Raw genomic sequence first — 17,897 nt, 5'->3', positions numbered from 1 at the left:
TCACCGCGGCGCCCTGCGCCAAAAGCGCCAGCGATGCAGCGGCCGCCACGACCAGCGCTCATCGCTGGCGAATGCGATGTGCAAGGGCTGCCGCTGCGCCAGCGTCTGGATCGCCGGCCACCATGCGTCGCCGAATTCGGCGGCAGGCAAGTCCTGCAAATCGACCAGCCGGCCGGCTTGCGCCGCCGCCACGGCTTCTGGTGTGCGGGCCTGCGATGAAATGCCCGCATGCGATGCCAATGCAAGCAGCAAAACGTCGCTGCCTATCACGCCAGCAAACCCGCTTTGCAACGACGCAGGCAACCGCCCTGCCCCCCACAGCCACACGCTGTTGACCGGCGGCAGGCCGCGCGACTGGCGCGCAGCATTCAGGGGATGCTGGTGCAGCAGCACCTGCACTTCGTTGAGCAATACGCGCCAAGGGCGACCTTCCGCGCCCTGCGGCAGATGCTGGTACAAGTCCTCACCCAGCGCCTGTTCGGGCGTGGTGAAATCGGGCAGATGCACGTCGGGCGCGAGGCGCAACTGCCAGCAATCCGGCGCGCTGATTTCCAGTTGCAGGCCGAGTTCGGCGAACGCTGGCTGCAGCACCTGTGCGAAGGCCTGTGCCTCGTCCATCTCCAGCGGCATCGAACCGCAGGCAAGCAGGCGCACGCCGGTCATGTCCGGCTGTACCCAGGCCGGGTCGGCATTGAGCCAGCTGGCTTCGCCCGCATCGCCGGCCAGCTGTTCGCGGATCAGCGCGGCTACCGGCAGTGTCGCTGCATCGGCATGGAAGGCATCGGCGAGGCAGTCCAGCCGGCTGCGCGGGTCGTCGGCCAGGCGATCGGCCTGCGACAGCAAGCGGTGCAGCGGGTGCGTGCGGTCGAAGCGAGCCAGCGCCGGCAGCCACAGCTGCGTCGGTTGCGCGCTCATCAGGCTTCCAGTTCCTCGTACAGGGCCATCCATTCCGCTTCCAGCGTTTCCTTTTCGCGACGCAGTTCGGCCTGCTGCTGGCCCAGCTTCATCAACGCGGCGGTGGAACCGTTGTAGGTTTCCGGATCGGCCAGTTTCGTTTCGAGCAACGCCAGTTCGGTCTCGATGGTGGCCACGCGCGTCTCGATCTTCTTCACGCGCTGGCGGGTGACTTTTTCACTCTCGCGCTGCTGGGCAGCATTGCGGCGACGCTCCTCCGGCGATTCGACCGGTGCCGCGGGCTTCGCCTCGGCCTTGGCGGCCTTCTTGTTTGCCGAGCCGCGCGAGCGCAACCAGCGTGCGTAGTCGTCGAGATCGCCATCGAACGGTTCCACCACGCCGTCGGCCACGCGCCAGAAGCTGTCGCTGACCATGCCCAGCAGATGGCGGTCGTGCGACACCAGCACCAGCGCGCCGTCGAAATCGGCCAGCGCATCGGCCAGCGCCTCGCGCATGTCAAGGTCGAGGTGGTTGGTGGGTTCGTCCAGCAGTAGCAGGTTGGGTTTGTCCCAGGCGATCAGCGCCAGCGCGAGGCGTGCGCGCTCACCGCCGGAGAAGCCGTCCACCGACTCGAAGGCGCGGTCGCCGGCGAAGTTCCAGGTGCCGAGGAAATCGCGTAGCGCCTGCGCGGCCGCGCCGGGCGCCTTGTCCTGCAGATGGTCGAACGGGCTGGCGCCTTCGCGCAGGCTTTCCACCGTGTGCTGGGCGAAGTAGCCGATCTTCAGGTCCTTGTGCGCCTTGCGCTCGCCGCCCAGCGGCGCGAGTTCGCCGACCAGCGTCTTCACCAGCGTGGACTTGCCCGCGCCGTTGGGGCCGAGCAGGCCGATGCGCTGCCCCGCTTCAATCGAATAACGCACGTCCGACAGGACGACCGCCTTTGAACCATCAAGCCCGCCCGCCAGGGCGACGTTTGCACCCTCTCCCCGCCGGGGAGAGGGTTGGGGTGAGGGGCCAAGGCTTGCGAGTTCGCCCGTCGAAGCCTCTTCGCCAGCACCGCCCCTCACCCCGCCCCTCTCCCCAAAGGGGAGAGGGAGAAAATCGGGATAACCCGCCGCCACGTCCTCCAGCTGCAACATGGAATCGGGCACGCGTTCGGGCCTGGCGAACTGGAAGTGGAACGCGCGCTCGGCGCGCACCGCCTCGGTGCCGGCCATCTTCTCCAGCCGCTTCATGCGCGACTGCGCCTGCTTGGCCTTGCTGGCCTTGGCCTTGAAGCGGTCGATGAAGCTCTGCAGGTGCGCGCGCTCGGCCTGCTCGCGCTCGTGCGCGATCTGCTGCTGGCGCAGCTGTTCGGCACGCAGGCGCTCGAACGCGCTGTAGTTGCCGGTGTAGAGGCGTGCGCCGCCATCGACCAGGTGCAGGGTGTGGTCGATCACGCCGTCGAGGAATTCGCGGTCGTGCGAAATGATCAGCAAGGTGCCCTGGTAGCGGCGCAGCCATTCCTCCAGCCACAGCACGGCGTCGAGGTCGAGGTGGTTGGTGGGCTCGTCCAACAGCAGCAGTTCGGACGGCGCCATCAGCGCGCGCGCCAGGTTCAGGCGCACGCGCCAGCCGCCGGAAAACTCCTTCACCGCACGTTCGTGCGTCTCCGGCGCGAAACCCAGGCCATGCAGCAGGCGGCCGGCACGGGCACGAGCGTCGTAGCCATGCAATTCCTCGATGCGGTGATGCGCACGCGCCATCGCCTCGCTGTCACCGCGGGCCTGCGCATCGGCCTCGTCGCGCAGCACGGCAGCCAGTTCGGTGTCGCCGCCCAGCACGTAGTCGATCGCCGGATCGGGCAGCGCGGGCGTCTCCTGCGCCACCGAGGCCAGTCGCAGCTTCGCCGGCAGGTCGATCTCGCCGGCGTCTGCCTCGACCTGGCCCTGCAGGGCCGCGAACAGGCTGGACTTGCCGCAGCCGTTGCGCCCGATCACGCCCAGCCGCCAGCCGGACTGGATCACCAGGTCGATGTCGGACAGCAGCAGGCGGCTGCCGCGGCGCAGGGCAAAATGGCGGAACGCGATCATCGAGGCACTTCAATCGGGCGAACAGTCGCACATGATAACGGTTGTGCCGGTCACAGCCGCCGCGGTTGCCCGTGGATAGTCGCAAACAGTTCTGCTACAACGACGCGGCAACGCCTTGCGCGGAGAGGGGACCATGTTCAAGCATCGCCACAGCCTGCCCTTGCTGGCAGCCATCGCTTTTGGTGCCGGCAGCCTGGCCGTGCCGCAGACGGCCCACGCCGACAACCTGCTGATCCATCGCGTGCAGCAGGAAAAGGGCATGCACCTGCCCGCGCGCGGCATGACCATGGCGCAGGTCGAGCAGCGCTACGGGGCGCCGCAGCGCAAGCTTTCGCCGCGCGGCGGCGACACGAAGAAGCACCCGGTGATCAACCGCTGGGAATATTCCGACTTCATCGTGTACTTCGAGCATGACCACGTGATCCATTCTGTGCTGAACACGCCGGCCGGCAACAACACCCATCCCGCCGCGGCGAACTGAGCATTCCGGCCATGACGCGCCCCGCGGTGACGCGGGGTGCGTCCCTTTGTGCGTCAGCGGCCGTACTCCCGTAAACTTCGCGGCCCGATGCCATGCCGGCATCGATCCGACACGCACGAGAGTTCCGCCATGACCGAACCCCGCTGGCGCCTGCCCGCCGAATGGGAGCCGCAAGCCGCGGTGCTGATCGCCTGGCCACACGCCGGCACCGACTGGGCCGAACGCCTGGCCGAGGTGGAAACCACCTATGTGGCGCTGGCCGCGGCGGTGACGCGCTTCCAGCATCTGGTCGTGGTGGTGGCCGACGCCGACGTGCGCATCCATGCCGGGGCGCTGCTGCACGCGGCAGGCGTCGAGCTGGAGCGCATCCGCTTCGTCGAGCTGCCCTACGACGACACCTGGCTGCGCGACTCCGGCCCGATCACGCTGAAGACCGACGACGGCCGTTTCCAGCTTGCCGATTTCCGCTTCACCGGCTGGGGCGGCAAGTTCGGTGCCGAACAGGACGACGCCCTGATCGCCGGCCTGGTCGAGGCCGGCGTGTTCGGCCACGCCTCGCACCGGCGCATCGACTGGGCGCTGGAAGGCGGCGGCATCGAAAGCGATGGCGCGGGCACCGTGCTCACCACCTGGAAGTGCCTGCACCAGCGCCATCCGGAGCAGAGCCGCGAGGTGATGAGCACGATCCTGCAGGACAGCCTGCACGCCGGACGCATCCTGTGGCTGGACCACGGCTATCTCGAAGGCGACGACACCGACGCGCACATCGACACCCTCGCCCGCTTCGCGCCCGGCGAGCGCATCGTGTACCAGGCCTGCGACGACGCCGGCGACAAGCACCACGGCGAACTCGCACGCATGGGCGAAGAGCTGGCCGCGCTGCGCACCCTGGACGGCCGCCCTTACCAGCTGCATCCGCTGCCGTGGGCGCAGCCGATCATCGACGAGGGGCGCCGCCTTGCCGCCTCGTATGCGAACTACCTGATCGTCGACGGCGCAGTGCTGGTGCCCGCCTACGGCGATGCGGCCGACGACGAAGCCGCGCGCATCATCGGCAGCGCGCATCCGGGCCGCGTCGTGGTGCAGGTGCCCTGCCGTCCGCTGATCTGGCAGAACGGCAGTCTGCACTGCATCACCATGCAGCTGCCCGCCGGACTGGTGTGACTGCCGGATCGACGCACCCGCGTGCGTTGATCCGGGCTAGCTCTTTCCCTCGTTGCCCGCAGCGGGCTTGCCGTTGCGGAAGAAACGTTCGCGCACCTTTTCCTCGTCGTGGTAGTGCGTGTACGGCTTGAGCAGGTCATAGCGGGTGACCATGCCGAGCAGGGTGCGGCGGTCCGGGCCGACCACCGGGATGCGGTCGAGCCTTTCCACCGCGGCGCGCACGGCCACGCTCTGGCAGCTCTCGTCGGGCAAGGCGACCACCGGCTCCTTGCCCACCACGTCGGCCAGCCGTGCGCTGCCCGCCGGATCCTCCCTGAGCCAGCGCTGCACGTCCTGCCGGTTGACCACGTTGAGCAGCCCACCGTCGGCATCCACCACCGGGAACGCGCGGTATTGCTGGTCGGCGCCGAAATAGCGATCCGCCAGTTCGCGCACGCTGAGGCTGCCGGGCACGGTGATCATCGCGGTGGTCATCACCTCGCGCACCGGGGTGTGTTCGAGCCGGTCCACCGTGTACTCGCGGAAGATGTCCAGGCCGCGCCGGGCGATCTTCTCGGTGAGGATCGAGCGCTTCATCAGGAACACGCTGACGCCGTAGGCCGTGGTGCAGGCCACCAGCAGCACCGGCAGCGCACTGGCGTTATGGGTGAGTTCCAGCGCGAACATGATCGAGGTGAACGGCAGGCGCATCACGCCGGCCAGCATCGCGCCCATGCTGAGCAGCGGCCACAGCAGCGGATCCGGGCCGGGAAACACCATCGCCTCCAGCCCGCCCAGGCCAGCGCCCAGCGACAGCAGCGGCGCCAGTACGCCGCCCGATGTGCCCGAACCGAGATAGATCACCCACATCGCCGACTTCACCAGCATGAACACCAGGATCGCCATGCCCACCAGTTGACCGGTCAGCAGCCTGTCGATCACGCCGTAGCCCACGCCCAGGGTCTGCGGGTCGATCACGCCGCCGATGCTCACCGCCGCTGCGCCGATCAGCGGCCACCACATCCAGTGCACCGGCAGCTTGTGGAAGGCATCCTCGGCGCGATACACCAGCGCGGTGAGCGCCGTCGCCAGCAGGCCGGCGAGGAAGCCGCACACCGCGGCCAGACCGAAGCTTGGCAGGCTGATCTCGAACGATTCCGCCAGCGGGAACAACGCGCCCGGGCCGAGCAGCCACATGCGCAAGGCATCGGCGACGAAGCAGGCGATCGCCACTGGAATCGTGCTGCGCGGACGCAGCTCGAACAGCAGCAGTTCCACCGCCAGCAGGGTCGCCGCGATCGGCGTGCCAAAGGTGGCTGCCATGCCCGCGCAGGCGCCGGCCACCAGCAGGGTGCGGCGCTCCATCGAGGTGAGATAGAACATCTGCCCGAACAGCGAACCCACCGCGCCGCCGGTCATGATGATCGGTCCTTCGGCGCCGAACGGGCCGCCGGTGCCGATCGCGATCGCCGCCGACAGCGGCTTCAGGATCGCCACCTTCGCCATCATCTGGCTGCGGCGGAACAGGATCGCTTCCAGCGCCTCGGGAATGCCATGGCCGCGGATGCGGTCGCTGCCATAGCGCGCCATCAGCCCCACCAGCAGCCCGCCAACCAGCGGCGCCAGCACGATCGCCCACACGGGCGCATGCAGGCCAGGCGCGACAAACGCGAAGGAGAACTCCTGGCGGAACGACAGGTTGGTGACCAGGCCGATCATGCAGTACAGCACGTACGCGACGAAGGCCGCGGCGATGCCCACGAACACGGCCATCAGCGAGAGCTTGAGGATGCTGACGCTGGGACGGAAATCGCTCTGGCTCAGCGTGTCCTGCTTCCAGCGTTCGTACTTGCACAGCAGCCAGGTGGTGACGACGTTCACGCGCCACCTCCGCCACCGGTGCCGCAGCACGGGATCGCGCGTCCGTCGGCATCGCCCATCGGCCACCTCCGTCAGGAAAGCATCGCTGCGATCCAGAGTAGCGGAAGCGCGTCGCCGCGGTCATGACGGCGCCCCTTGTTACACTATGTGGCGCAAACCCTCACGCCGAACGCCCATGACCCGCAAGATCCTGAAAGCCGCCCTGTTGCAGGAAACCGACCGCGGCAGCCGCGACGCCAACCTCGACGCCATCGAGGCCGGCCTGCGCGAAGCCGCCAGGGCCGGCGCCGAACTGGTACTGCTGCAGGAGCTGCACAACGGCCCGTACTTCTGCCAGCACGAGTCGGTCGACCTGTTCGACCTGGCCGAGAGCATTCCTGGCCCCGCTACCGCGCGCATCGGCAAGCTGGCCGAGGAGCTGAAGCTGGTGGTGGTGGCCTCGCTGTTCGAGCAGCGCGCGGCCGGGCTGTACCACAACACCGCGGTGGTGTTCGATCGTTCGGCGGTGATCGCGGGCAAGTACCGCAAGATGCACATCCCGGACGATCCGGGGTTCTACGAGAAGTTCTACTTCACCCCGGGCGACCTCGGCTTCGAGCCGATCGACACCTCGGTGGGCCGTCTCGGTGTGCTGGTGTGCTGGGACCAGTGGTATCCGGAAGCCGCGCGCCTGATGGCGCTGGCCGGCGCGGAACTGCTGCTCTACCCCACCGCGATCGGCTGGGATCCGAACGACGCACAGGACGAGAAGGATCGCCAGCGCGAGGCCTGGGTCACCGTGCAGCGCGGCCACGCGGTGGCGAACGGCCTGCCGCTGCTGGCCTGCAATCGCACCGGCCACGAGGCCGATCCCTCGGGTACGGGTGCCGGCATCCGGTTCTGGGGCACCAGTTTCGTGGCCGGACCGCAGGGCGAATTCATCGCCAAGGCGGGCACTGACCAGCGCGAGTTGCTGATTGTCGAGATCGACATGCAGCGCAGCGAGCATGTGCGCCGCATCTGGCCGTTCCTGCGCGACCGCCGCATCGATGCCTACGGCGATCTGCTCAAGCGCTTCCGGGATTGAGTTTAGTTTACCTCTGCGATCGTCCCTGATCGCGAAGATCACACGGGCGGCCATCCTTGGCCGCACTCTTCGATACTGCGTTCATCCCTGCATCGTGGAAATCAGATGGGCAGCTGTCCCTGGCCGCACTTCTGACTTGCTTCGCGCGGGGTACGTCCCCATGCTTGGACTTTCCCCGTGACCGGCACGCCCTGCGCATGAGTGTCCCCGAACCCGCCCTGCCGTTGCCCGCCGTGCTGCAGGACCAGCCGATCGAGCGTGTCGAGCGCGACGGTGTCGAATACGTGGTACTGGGCACCGCCCACGTCTCGCGCACCAGCATGGAGGCGGTGCAGGCGCTGCTGGAGCACGAGCACTTCGACGCGGTGGCGGTGGAGCTGTGCGAGAGCCGCGCGCAGGGCATGCGCGATCCGGATGCGTTCAAGCGCATGGACCTGTTCCAGGTGATCCGCCAGGGCAAGGCCGGCATGGTCGCGGCCAGCCTGGTGCTCTCCACGTTCCAGAAGCGCCTCGCCGAGCAATCCGGCATCCAGCCCGGTGCCGAGATGAAGGCGGCGATGGATGGTGCCGGGGCACGCGGCCTGCCGTTGTGGCTGGTCGATCGCGAGGTCGGCACCACGCTCAAGCGCGCCTGGCACAGCGTGGGTTTCTGGCAGCGCTTCGGCCTGCTCGGCGGCCTGCTCGCCAGCGTGTTCGAGCGCGAGGAGATCGAGGCCAGCGAGATCGAGAAACTGAAACAGGGCGACATGCTGGAGAGCGCATTCAGCGAATTCGCCAGCGAATCGAAGCCGCTCTACCAGAGCCTGATCGGCGAGCGCGATGCCTACATGGCCGCGCGCCTGCGCGAGGAAGCCGCGCGCACGGCTACCGGGACGCCACGCCGCGTGCTGGTGGTCATCGGTGCGGGTCATCTGAAGGGTCTGTGCCGTCTTCTGCGCGAACAGCAAGGCGACCCGGCAGCGGCCGCCACGGAACTGGCGCAGACACCGCCGAAGGCGCGCTGGCCGAAGTGGCTGGCCGTGGGCCTGGTGCTGGTGGTGTTCGCGGCGATCGCCTGGGCCTTTCACCACAACACCGCGCTGGGCAAACAGGCGCTCACCGCATGGGTGTTGTTCACCGGTGGCTTCGCCGCGCTGGGCGCGGTTGCTGCCGGCGCGCATCCGCTCAGCATCCTCGCCGCCTTCATCGCCGCGCCGATCAAGCCGTTCCGGCCCGGCATCCCCTCCGGCGGCATCAGTGCGATGGTCGAGGCCTGGGTGCGCCGTCCGCGCGTGGCCGACTTCGACACCTTGCGCGACGACATCGTGCACTGGAGCGGCTGGTGGAAAAACCGCGTGGCACGCACCCTGCTGAACTTCTTCCTGGTCAGTCTGGGCACCATCGTGGGCGAGTACAGCGCGGGTATCCACATCTTCCGCAGCCTGGTCTAGGCGCGCCACCCAGCGACAATACGCCACCTTGCGGCATGCGCTGCGGCAGGTTGTCCATGCCGGGAGGTGCTGTCTATACTGCGACAGCTGCTGCACTCATTCGCATCTGTCGCCGCACCTGGGGAACGATCTCGATGATTCGACTGCAATTGCTTGGTCTGGCAGCCGCTGCCGCCCTGCTGGCCACCGCCAGCGCGCACGCCGAAGGCGACAAGGCGGCGGGACGCACGCTGGTCTACACCTGTGCCGGCTGCCACGGCGTACCGGGCTACTCCAACGCCTACCCGGACTATCCCGTGCCGAAGATCGCCGGGCAGAACGAGCAGTACATCATCAGTGCGCTGAACGAGTACAAGAGCGGCGACCGCACGTATCCGACGATGGTGGCGCAGGCGCAAAGCCTGTCCGACCAGAACATCAAGGACATCGCCGCCTACCTGTCCAGCCTCACGCCGATCAAGTGATCGCGAACCTCAAGGATCCACGCATGCAACGCGCACTCGCCCTGCTTTCATGCGGCGCCGTCCTGGCGTTCGCCTCCGCTCCGCTGCTGGCCAGCGGCAATGCCGCGAACGGCAAGACCAAGGCCGCCGCCTGCTTCGCCTGCCACGGTGCCGACGGCAACGCGGTCGATCCGCAGTACCCGCGCCTCGCCGGCCAGTACAACGAGTACCTGCAGCAGGTGTTGCACGAGTACAAGGATGGCCGCCGCAACAACCCGATCATGAAAGGCATGGTGGCCACGTTGTCCGACCAGGACATCGAGGACATCTCCGCCTACTTCTCGAGCCTGCCGACCAAGCTCGACACGCTGAAGGGGCACGTGCAGGGCGATTGAGTCGTCCCGCAGCACGCTTCGCGACGGGAAAGCCCGCCTTCCGGCGGGCTTTCCCGTTCAGCGAATCGCTTGCCTCAACCCAGCGCCGACTTGCCTTCGTGCTTGCTGTAGTACGGCTGCTTGCCATCGCTGTGGTCGGTGGCGTCGCGCACCGCGGTCACTTCGGGCACGCGCTCGCGCAAGGTTTTCTCCACACCCTGCTTCAGGGTGACATCGACCATGCCGCAGCCGTGGCAACCGCCGCCGAACTGCAGCTTCACGACACCCTCGGCATCGACCTCCAGCAGGGTGACGCGGCCGCCGTGCGAAGCCAGCCGCGGGTTGATCTCGGCATCGAGCACGTAGCGCACGCGTTCGATCACCCCGGCTTCCAGCCCCGGCACGTCGCCCTTGATCTTCGGCGCACGGATGTTCAGCAGGCCGCCGGTGGCGTTCGGTTCGAAGTCGATGCTCGCGCCGTCCAGCCACGGCGCGCTGTCGCCCTCGACGTGAAAGTCGAAACCGGCGCATTCGATCGTCCACTCGTTGCCGGCCAGCTCGGCCGGTTCGCAGAACTCCAGTTCGCAACTGGCCGCCGGCGTGCCTGGCTCGGTCACATGCAGGCGGATGCCCAGTCCTTCGTTGCCTTGTTGCGCCAGCAGGCGGCGGAAATGCTGCTGCGCGCGTTCGGAAATCTCGATCATGCTTCACCTGTGACGAATATCGCAGCGGGCGCGTTCACCCGCCCGCTGAATCAGCACCATTTTAGTACTGTTTTGTCGCGCGGGGAGAGTGGTCCATGGATGACCCGGCTTTGAGGAGCGAGGATCGCTGCCGGCTTTGACTTTTGCGCGCGCAACTTCGACGCTGCGCAGCCTCGCCTTTGCCTACCGATGGAGTTGCCATGAACATCCACGATTTCGCCAGCCAGCACTGCCAGCCGCGCAAGGGCAAGGAACATGCGCTGAGTGCGGACAAGATCACCCAGTTGCTGCAATTGCTGCCCGACTGGAAGCTCGCCGCGGATGGCCACGCGATCGTCAAGGACTTCCGCTTCCGCGACTTCCACCACACACTGGGCTTCATCAACGCGGTGGGCTTCATGGCCAACCACGAAGATCATCACCCCGACATCGAAGCCGGCTACGGACACTGCCAGCTGCTGTGGTCCACCCACGACGTGGGCGGCCTCTCGCTCAACGACATCATCTGCGCAGCCAAGGTCGAGGCGCTGCTGGCGCGCTGAGCGTGCGGCGATCCCTCGCGCCTATGATGCGCCGCTGGCTGTTCGCCGCGGGTTTCGCGCTGCTGGTGGCGCTGCTGTTGTTCGGCCTGCGGGAACTGGCCGCGCGAATCACCGCGGCCCACCTGCAACATGCGGCGGACCGGCAACTGGCCCTGATCGAGCACGGCCAGCCGCTATGGCAATGGCGGCTGCGCCAACCACATGACCTCGTCGCCGGCCGCGCCTTTGGTGCCGCCGATGTGCAGCGCGTCGGCGACGGTCTGCGCATCCGCAGTCGCGACGGCACGCCATTCGAACTGGGCCTGCCGGTAAGCGGCATGCTCGATCCGGGTCACTGGCCGTTGCTGGCGCTGCACGGTGAAGCCGATGCACCGTTCCGGCTGGGCATGGCATGGCGGCCGCGGCTGGGGCAACCGGGCTGCGTCGGCTGGCAGGACGTACCTGTCGTGGCCGGCACGCTGAACGTCGTGGTCGACCTGCGCCAGCTGCACTGGCGGGCTGCCGACGGCAGCGACTGCGCCGCGCCGCAGCGGATCGAGATGCTGCGGCTGAAGCTGGCGCTGCCGGCCGGTGCGTCACTGCATCTGGATGAAGTGGCGCTGCATCGCGATGCTCCATTGCCCGCACCAGCACGCCCCTCGCTGCAGCTGTCGTCCGATCCGGCAACAGCCACACGGCAACTTGCGGATCCCGCCTTGCCGGCCGCGCCCTGGATCGCCCTGCCTGCCGACGCTTCGTCGGAAACGCAACTGGCCCTGCGCCAGCTGATCTGGCGGCAGCGGCCGGGCGCCCTGATCCTGCCGCATGGCGACACGCCGACCGCTGCGGGTGACCTAGGTGACCACGGCTGGTTGCCCTGGGGCGGTACCATCGGCTATTTGCTGGCGCTGGCCGGACTGGCCTGGTGGTCGCCGCGCCTGCGTCGGCGCCACTGGCTGGAACTCGTCGCCTGCGTGGCCGGTCCCTTGTGGCTGGTCACCGGTCTGCAACTGGGCCTGCGTCTGTCCTTGCCCGGTTTGCTCTGCTTCACCGGCGCCTTGCTGTTCGCGGCACAGGCCGAATGGCGGCAACGGCCCAGCAACTGGCGCTGGCTGGGCGACTGGCGTGCCTGGCTGATGCCGTTCGCCCTGCTTCCGCTGGCTCTGTTGCTGATCGCCGGGTATGGCGGGCATTTCAAGGTGCCCGCGCCCGGGCACGTGCTGGTCTATCTGCTGTGGGCCGTCCTGCAGCAATGGTTGATGCTGGCCGTGGTGTTGCGCCGCCTGGAAGGCGGGCGGCTCCACCCCGCCCTCGCCGTGCTGCTCACCGCCCTGGTGTTTGCCCTGATGCACACGCCGAACGGTGCCCTGATGCAACTCTGCCTGCTGGCCGAGCTGTGGTGGGCGTGGTGCTTCCGGCGCTCACGCACGCTGCTGCCGGTCGCCGCCGCGCATGTGGTCTGCGCCCTGCTGGTGGAAGCCGGCCTGGTGGGCGACGTGCTGCGTTCGCTGGAGGTCAGCGCCCGTTTCTTTCTTTGAAGAGTGCGGCCATGGATGGCCGCCCGTTTGATTCACGCGATCAAGGACGATCGCCAAGGGACTTCCGAGCCGCCTGGATGTATGGCAGGTGCTTGCCTTTCACCATCAGCACGTCGAGGAAGGTCTTCAGGTCGTCCGGCAGCGGCGCCGAGAAGCTGTACAGGCGCCCGTCCAGCTCGAAACTGAGATGCGAGGCATGCAGGAACAGCCGCTGCAACCCCATCTCGCGGAAACGCTTGTTCATCTCGCGGTCGCCGTATTTCGGGTCGCCCGCCAGCGGGTAGCCGATGTGCGCGGCGTGCACGCGGATCTGGTGAGTGCGCCCCGTGCCCAGCGTGGCCTGCATCAGGCGGGCGCCGGGGTACTGCTCCATCTCGCGGAAGAAGGTGAGTGCGGGCTTGCCGTCGTCGCTGACCCGCACCATGCGCTCGCCGCCCTGCAGGGCGAACTTGCGCAGCGGCACGTTGACATCGAATTTGGCCTTGGGCGGGTGGCCCGTCATCAGGCACAGGTACTGCTTGGTGACCTCGCCGGCACGGATCGCCGCCTGCAGGCCGGTCAGGCCAGCGCGGGACTTGGCCAGCACCAGCACGCCGCTGGTGTCGCGGTCGAGCCGGTGCACCAGTTCCAGCGATTCGTGCGGACGTGCCGCGCGCAGCAGTTCGATCGCGCCGTGGCTCACCCCGCTGCCGCCGTGGCTGGCGATGCCGGAGGGCTTGTCGATCACCAGGAAATGCTTGTCCTCGAAGATCACCGCCTCGGCCACCGAGGCCACCATCGTCTCGGGCGCCGCACGCGTTTCGGCGGGCTCAGCCTGCCGGATCGGCGGAATTCGCAGCATATCGCCGTCGGTTAACCGCGTGTCCGGCTTGGCACGCTTGCCGTTCACCCGCACCTGGCCGGTGCGCAGCAGGCGGTAGATCATGCTCTTCGGCACGCCCTTGAGCAGGGTCACCAGCGCGTTGTCGATGCGCTGGCCGTCCCGCTCCGGACCAATCGTGACTTGACGCACACCTTGAGGTACGTCGCGGGAAGTTGCCGTCTGCATTGAAAAAAACCTGTATGAATGGGATACTCGGCGGGCGCCATTCCCTGCCCGCCGAGACCGGTTCGGGCCGGGGCCCCGCCCGTCACGCCGGCGAGGATTGCGCCGACTGCCCAAGGATCGATTCCCAAGCAGCGGTCGCGACTCCCTTTCATCGTAACGGTTCGGGCTGTCGTTTGCCCGAAGCCTGTCGCTTGGGCGCGGCTGGTGCAGCAGACCGAACATCCGGGCGCCGGGAACGGCGCCGTCACATGAGCCGCTCCACCGCAGCGGCGCGATCCACGGCAGGCCGCCATCCCGGCGCCACCGCGGCACGCGACGCGCGGGCGAGCTGAGGAAAACTACAATGAAGCGCATGTTGATCAACGCAACTCAGCGTGAAGAGTTGCGTGTGGCCATCGTCGATGGCCAGAACCTTTACGATCTCGACATCGAAATCCCCTCCCGCGAACAGAAAAAGGCCAACATCTACAAGGGCCGCATCACCCGCGTCGAGCAATCCCTTGAAGCCTGCTTCGTCGACTACGGCGCCGAGCGCCACGGTTTCCTGCCGCTGAAGGAAATCGCCGACCAGTACTTCACCCCCGGCCTCAACCCGCACAAGTCGGGCATCCGCGACCTGCTCAAGGAAGGTCAGGAAGTCGTCGTGCAGGTCGAGAAGGAGGAGCGTGGCAACAAGGGCGCCGCGCTGACTACCTTCATCTCGCTGGCCGGCCGCTACATGGTGCTGATGCCGAACAACCCGAAGGCCGGCGGCGTCTCGCGCCGGATCGAGGGCGAGGACCGGCAGGCCCTGAAGGAAGCGCTGGAGCACGTCACCGTGCCCGACGACGTCGGCCTGATCGTGCGCACCGCCGGCCTCGGCCGCGATGCCGAAGAGCTGCAGTGGGACCTGGACTACCTGCTGACCCTGTGGCGCTCGATCTCCGAGGCCGCCAGCAAGCGCAAAGCACCGTTCCTGATCTACCAGGAATCCAAACTGTTCATCCGCGCCCTGCGCGACTACCTGCGCAGCGACATCGGCGAGATCCTGATCGACGAGGAATCGCTGTACGAGGACGCCCGCGAGTTCATGCAGCAGGTGATGCCCACCTCGCTGCGCAAGCTCAAGCTGTACAAGGACGACACCCCGCTGTTCAACCGCTACCAGATCGAGACGCAGATCGAGAGCGCGTTCGACCGCCAGGTGCGCCTGCCCTCCGGCGGCTCGATCGTGATCGACCAGACCGAAGCGCTCACCGCGATCGACATCAACTCGGCCAAGGCCACCAAGGGCTCGGACATCGAGGAAACGGCGTTCAACACCAACCTCGAAGCCGCGGTCGAGATCGCCCGCCAGTGCCGCATCCGCGACGCCGGCGGCCTGATCGTGATCGACTTCATCGACATGGACAGCCCGCGCCACCAGCGCGAGGTGGAAGAAAAACTCAAGGACGCGCTCAAGCTCGACCGCGCCCGCGTGCAGGTGGGCCGCATCTCGCGCTTCGGCCTACTGGAGCTGTCGCGCCAGCGCTTGCGCCCCAGCCTCGGCGAAGCCACCCAGATCGTCTGCCCGCGCTGCGAAGGCCACGGCCACATCCGCAGCGTGGAATCGCTGGCGCTGTCCACCCTGCGCCTGATCGAAGAGCACGCGATGAAGGACAACACCGGCCAGGTGCTGGTGCAGGCGCCGCCCACGGTGGCCAACTTCCTGCTCAACGAGAAGCGCGCCAGCGTGGTCGAGATCGAGCTGCGCCACAAGGCGCACGTGGTGATCGTGGCCGACGACAAGCTGGAAACGCCGCATATCGAGATCCAGCGGATCAAGGAAGCGGACATGGGCGAGCACAGCAAGCCCAGCTACGAACGCCTCACCGCGGTCGAAGCCGCGCCGTTGCCCAAGATGGGCCAGGCACTGGGCAGCAGCGAGCAGCCCGCCGTCAGCGGCATCGTGCCCGCCACGCCGGCCCCGGTGCGCGAAGAAGCACCCGCTCCCGCGCCGCAACCGGTGCAACCGCGCCGCGCCGCTGCTCCTGCTCCGGTCGCTGCCGCCCCGGACGGCGGCATCATCTCCCGCCTGTTCGGCTGGTTCCGCCACAGCGCCGCGGCAACGGCTACCAGCGAGCCTGTCGCCATGCCGGCCGGCGGCAAGGACCGCAGCAACCAGGCACGCGACAATCGCCAGCAGCAGCCGCGTCGCGACGAGCGCAACCGCAATGCGCAGGGCAACAGCGGCAACCGCCAGCGCCGCGAGGCCGGCACGCCGTCGGCCAAACCGAACCAGCAGCAGAACCGCAACAACCGCCAACAAGGCAACGAGGGTGGATCGCGCCAGCAGGCGCAGGCCAATCCCCAGGTGCCGAAGCAGGAGCGTCAGCAGCAATCACGCAACACTGCCGTGGACACCAGCAAGGCCGCCCAGCCGGAGCGTGCCGAACGCAAAGCGGCGGCACCGGCTCCCGCTGCGGCCCCGGCGCCGAAGCCGGAAACAGCGGCCACGCGCCCTGCTGCCGCACCCGCCGAACCGGTCGACGAGGCCAAGCTGGCCATCCTGCCGGCCGCCGTGGGCCAGGAAACCGCCGATGCCGCCGCCGGCGACGCCGAAGGCCCCTCGCGCCGCCGTCGCGGCCGCCGTGGCGGTCGCCGCCGCCGTCGTCACGAGGACGCAGCTGCCGACACGACGCAGAACGCCGAACAGCTCAACGAGCTGGACGACGAGGATCGCGATGAGGCCGATGCCGCCAGCGAGGAAGCCAGGCCAGCAGCGGTGTCCCCGCCTGTCAACGCAGCAGCGCCGGTGCCTGCAGAAAAGTCTGCCGACGAGATCGTCGAACAGGCAGTGATTTCGCCCGCGCCCGTCACACCCCGTGTTGCTCCCGCGCCGCGCAATACGCCGGCGCAGGCCGAGCGCTCCGAGCCTGCGCGCGTGGTGCTGACCGAGGCGCCATTGGCAGCCGCCGTCGCTACCGCCTTCAGCCTGCCGCCGCTGCCGCCGATCCCGGAGAAGCCCGCGGCACCTGCGCCCGCCACGGACGCGGCACGACCGGCCGAGGCGGACACCGCCACCGGCGGCGAAGCCCATCAGGCACGTGAGTCCGCGCCGCAGGCCGCCGAGAAGAAGGACGCCGCGGAGGCATCTGCCCCGGCTCCGTCCGCAGGCACGGAGGCTCACGCAGAATCTCCGCATGCAGGCATCAATGGTCATGCCGCACCTGCGCCGGCCACGGTGCAGCCGCAACAGGGTGACCTGCTCGTCGATTCCGCCAGCGTACCCGCGGTGACCAAGCCCGAGGCCGAGGTCAAGGCCGCCGATGCAACCATGGAGCCCGAAGAGGAACCCAGGCAGGACGCAGCGCCCTGAGCGCCGTGATCACCCGCCCACGAAAAAGCCGGACCAACGTCCGGCTTTTTCGTGGGCGGGATCCGAGTCAGATGGACTCAGGCGCCTACCTGGTGGTTTGGCGCATCGATCAGGCCATGCACCGTCATCAGGTGGGCAAGCCCCAGCACGTGCTCCACGTGCAGTTTCTCCATCAGCCGCTGCTTGTAGGTCGATACCGTCTTCGGGCTCAGGTTGAGCTGCTCGCCGATGATCGTCAGCGGCTTGCCGCGCACCAGCATCAACGCCACCTCCAGCTCGCGGCTGGACAGGGCATCGAACGGCGAGCTGCTGCCGTCCAGCGTGGCCAGTGCCAGCTGCTGCGCCACCGCCGGCGCCAGATAACGCCGGCCGGCAGCCACCTGGCGCACCGCCGTCACCAGCTCATCGGCGCTGCAGCCCTTGGTCAGGTAGCCCGAAGCACCGGCATCGAGCAGGCGCTTGGGAAAGCGGCCGTCGTCGACCACGGTAACCACCACGATGCGCGTCGCCAATTCGGCGCGACTTACCCGCTCGGTGAGCTCGATGCCGCTCATGCCCGGCATGTGCACGTCCACCAGGGCGATCTCGGGCTTGAGACTCCGGACCAGGCGCAGGCCTTCCTCCGCGCTGGCCGCCTCGCCGCAGATGCTCATGTCCGGCTGCTGTTGCAGGATCATCCGGAAACCCGTGCGCACGAGTTCGTGGTCGTCGATGAGAACGATCTGGATCATGTCCTGCCCTCCCTGATGGCTGCTCCTGGTTGCCGCTATGCCGCGAGGATGTGGCGCATGAGTGCGCCAGGACACCACTCGCGCTGGAAGCTAGGTGGCTTTGCCGAAGGATGCAAGCGAAACCCTGGCACTGATCCGACCCGGGTCGCCATGGAGTCATCAAATGCGAAGTACGTCACATCAGGCAATGATTTCGCATGCCGCACTACGCCGGCCGGACCACCTGCATCGAGCGTT

General features: G+C 67.8%; 15 protein-coding genes. 9 read left to right on the top strand and 6 right to left on the bottom strand.

What is annotated here, in order from left to right:
- Together ABQJ54_RS00930 and ABQJ54_RS00925 are read right to left on the bottom strand one after the other, a co-directional pair.
- A complete protein-coding gene (locus tag ABQJ54_RS00930) occupies window positions 1–915 on the bottom strand; it encodes a phosphoglycerate mutase (protein WP_367852404.1) in 915 nt (304 codons plus the stop codon).
- Window positions 915–2,963: an ABC-F family ATP-binding cassette domain-containing protein gene (locus ABQJ54_RS00925; protein ID WP_367852403.1), complete on the bottom strand. Its 2,049-nt coding sequence runs from the start codon at window positions 2,961–2,963 to the stop codon at window positions 915–917. The genes ABQJ54_RS00930 and ABQJ54_RS00925 overlap by 1 nt, the downstream gene beginning before the upstream one ends.
- Before the next feature lie 133 nt (window positions 2,964–3,096).
- On the opposite strand from ABQJ54_RS00925, the gene ABQJ54_RS00920 reads away from it, so the two are divergent.
- Together ABQJ54_RS00920 and ABQJ54_RS00915 are read left to right on the top strand one after the other, a co-directional pair.
- Window positions 3,097–3,444 (top strand): hypothetical protein, encoded by a 348-nt coding sequence (locus tag ABQJ54_RS00920; protein WP_367852402.1) that lies wholly within the window; start codon window positions 3,097–3,099, stop codon window positions 3,442–3,444.
- A gap of 129 nt (window positions 3,445–3,573) precedes the next feature.
- Complete coding sequence (locus ABQJ54_RS00915) at window positions 3,574–4,608, top strand: agmatine deiminase family protein (RefSeq protein WP_367852401.1); 1,035 nt, start codon at window positions 3,574–3,576, stop codon at window positions 4,606–4,608.
- Window positions 4,609–4,644: 36 nt separating this feature from the next.
- Here ABQJ54_RS00915 and ABQJ54_RS00910 read toward each other — a convergent pair whose 3' ends face one another.
- Window positions 4,645–6,468: a chloride channel protein gene (locus ABQJ54_RS00910; protein ID WP_367852400.1), complete on the bottom strand. Its 1,824-nt coding sequence runs from the start codon at window positions 6,466–6,468 to the stop codon at window positions 4,645–4,647.
- Window positions 6,469–6,643: 175 nt separating this feature from the next.
- Here ABQJ54_RS00910 and ABQJ54_RS00905 point away from each other — a divergent pair, with 175 nt between their 5' ends.
- From ABQJ54_RS00905 to ABQJ54_RS00890, 4 genes are all read left to right on the top strand, one after another.
- Window positions 6,644–7,534 carry a carbon-nitrogen hydrolase gene (locus tag ABQJ54_RS00905; RefSeq protein WP_367852399.1) on the top strand — a complete coding sequence of 297 codons (891 nt, stop codon included), beginning with the start codon at window positions 6,644–6,646 and terminating at the stop codon, window positions 7,532–7,534.
- 197 nt (window positions 7,535–7,731) lie between these two features.
- Complete coding sequence (locus tag ABQJ54_RS00900; RefSeq protein WP_367852398.1) at window positions 7,732–8,964, top strand: TraB/GumN family protein; 1,233 nt, start codon at window positions 7,732–7,734, stop codon at window positions 8,962–8,964.
- A 134-nt stretch (window positions 8,965–9,098) separates the two neighbouring features.
- Window positions 9,099–9,428 (top strand): c-type cytochrome, encoded by a 330-nt coding sequence (locus tag ABQJ54_RS00895; protein ID WP_367852397.1) that lies wholly within the window; start codon window positions 9,099–9,101, stop codon window positions 9,426–9,428.
- Between the two features lie 23 nt (window positions 9,429–9,451).
- Window positions 9,452–9,802, top strand: a complete 351-nt coding sequence (locus tag ABQJ54_RS00890; protein ID WP_367852396.1) for a c-type cytochrome — start codon at window positions 9,452–9,454, stop codon at window positions 9,800–9,802.
- A gap of 74 nt (window positions 9,803–9,876) precedes the next feature.
- Here ABQJ54_RS00890 and ABQJ54_RS00885 read toward each other — a convergent pair whose 3' ends face one another.
- On the bottom strand, window positions 9,877–10,485 hold the full coding sequence (locus ABQJ54_RS00885; RefSeq protein WP_367852395.1) for an NfuA family Fe-S biogenesis protein: 609 nt from the start codon (window positions 10,483–10,485) through the stop codon (window positions 9,877–9,879).
- A gap of 200 nt (window positions 10,486–10,685) precedes the next feature.
- Between ABQJ54_RS00885 and ABQJ54_RS00880 the strand changes: the two genes are divergently transcribed.
- Both ABQJ54_RS00880 and ABQJ54_RS00875 read left to right on the top strand, forming a co-directional pair.
- On the top strand, window positions 10,686–11,027 hold the full coding sequence (locus tag ABQJ54_RS00880) for a 4a-hydroxytetrahydrobiopterin dehydratase (protein ID WP_367852394.1): 342 nt from the start codon (window positions 10,686–10,688) through the stop codon (window positions 11,025–11,027).
- Window positions 11,028–11,053: 26 nt separating this feature from the next.
- Window positions 11,054–12,544, top strand: a complete 1,491-nt coding sequence (locus tag ABQJ54_RS00875; RefSeq protein ID WP_367852393.1) for a CPBP family intramembrane glutamic endopeptidase — start codon at window positions 11,054–11,056, stop codon at window positions 12,542–12,544.
- 40 nt (window positions 12,545–12,584) lie between these two features.
- Here the strand turns inward: ABQJ54_RS00875 and ABQJ54_RS00870 are convergent, their stop codons facing one another.
- Window positions 12,585–13,592 carry an RluA family pseudouridine synthase gene (locus ABQJ54_RS00870; protein WP_367852392.1) on the bottom strand — a complete coding sequence of 336 codons (1,008 nt, stop codon included), beginning with the start codon at window positions 13,590–13,592 and terminating at the stop codon, window positions 12,585–12,587.
- A gap of 343 nt (window positions 13,593–13,935) precedes the next feature.
- Between ABQJ54_RS00870 and ABQJ54_RS00865 the strand changes: the two genes are divergently transcribed.
- Window positions 13,936–16,929, top strand: a complete 2,994-nt coding sequence (locus ABQJ54_RS00865; RefSeq protein WP_367852391.1) for an Rne/Rng family ribonuclease — start codon at window positions 13,936–13,938, stop codon at window positions 16,927–16,929.
- A gap of 77 nt (window positions 16,930–17,006) precedes the next feature.
- On the opposite strand, the gene ABQJ54_RS00860 is transcribed toward ABQJ54_RS00865, so the two are convergent.
- Complete coding sequence (locus ABQJ54_RS00860; protein WP_367852390.1) at window positions 17,007–17,660, bottom strand: response regulator; 654 nt, start codon at window positions 17,658–17,660, stop codon at window positions 17,007–17,009.
- Window positions 17,661–17,897: the final 237 nt, after the last annotated feature.

It is taken from the genome of Rhodanobacter lycopersici, from assembly GCF_040812335.1.
GTDB lineage: Bacteria > Pseudomonadota > Gammaproteobacteria > Xanthomonadales > Rhodanobacteraceae > Rhodanobacter_A > Rhodanobacter_A lycopersici.
The sequence above is the reverse complement of the archived record's forward strand: the minus strand, read 5'-3'. Positions and strand labels throughout refer to the sequence as shown.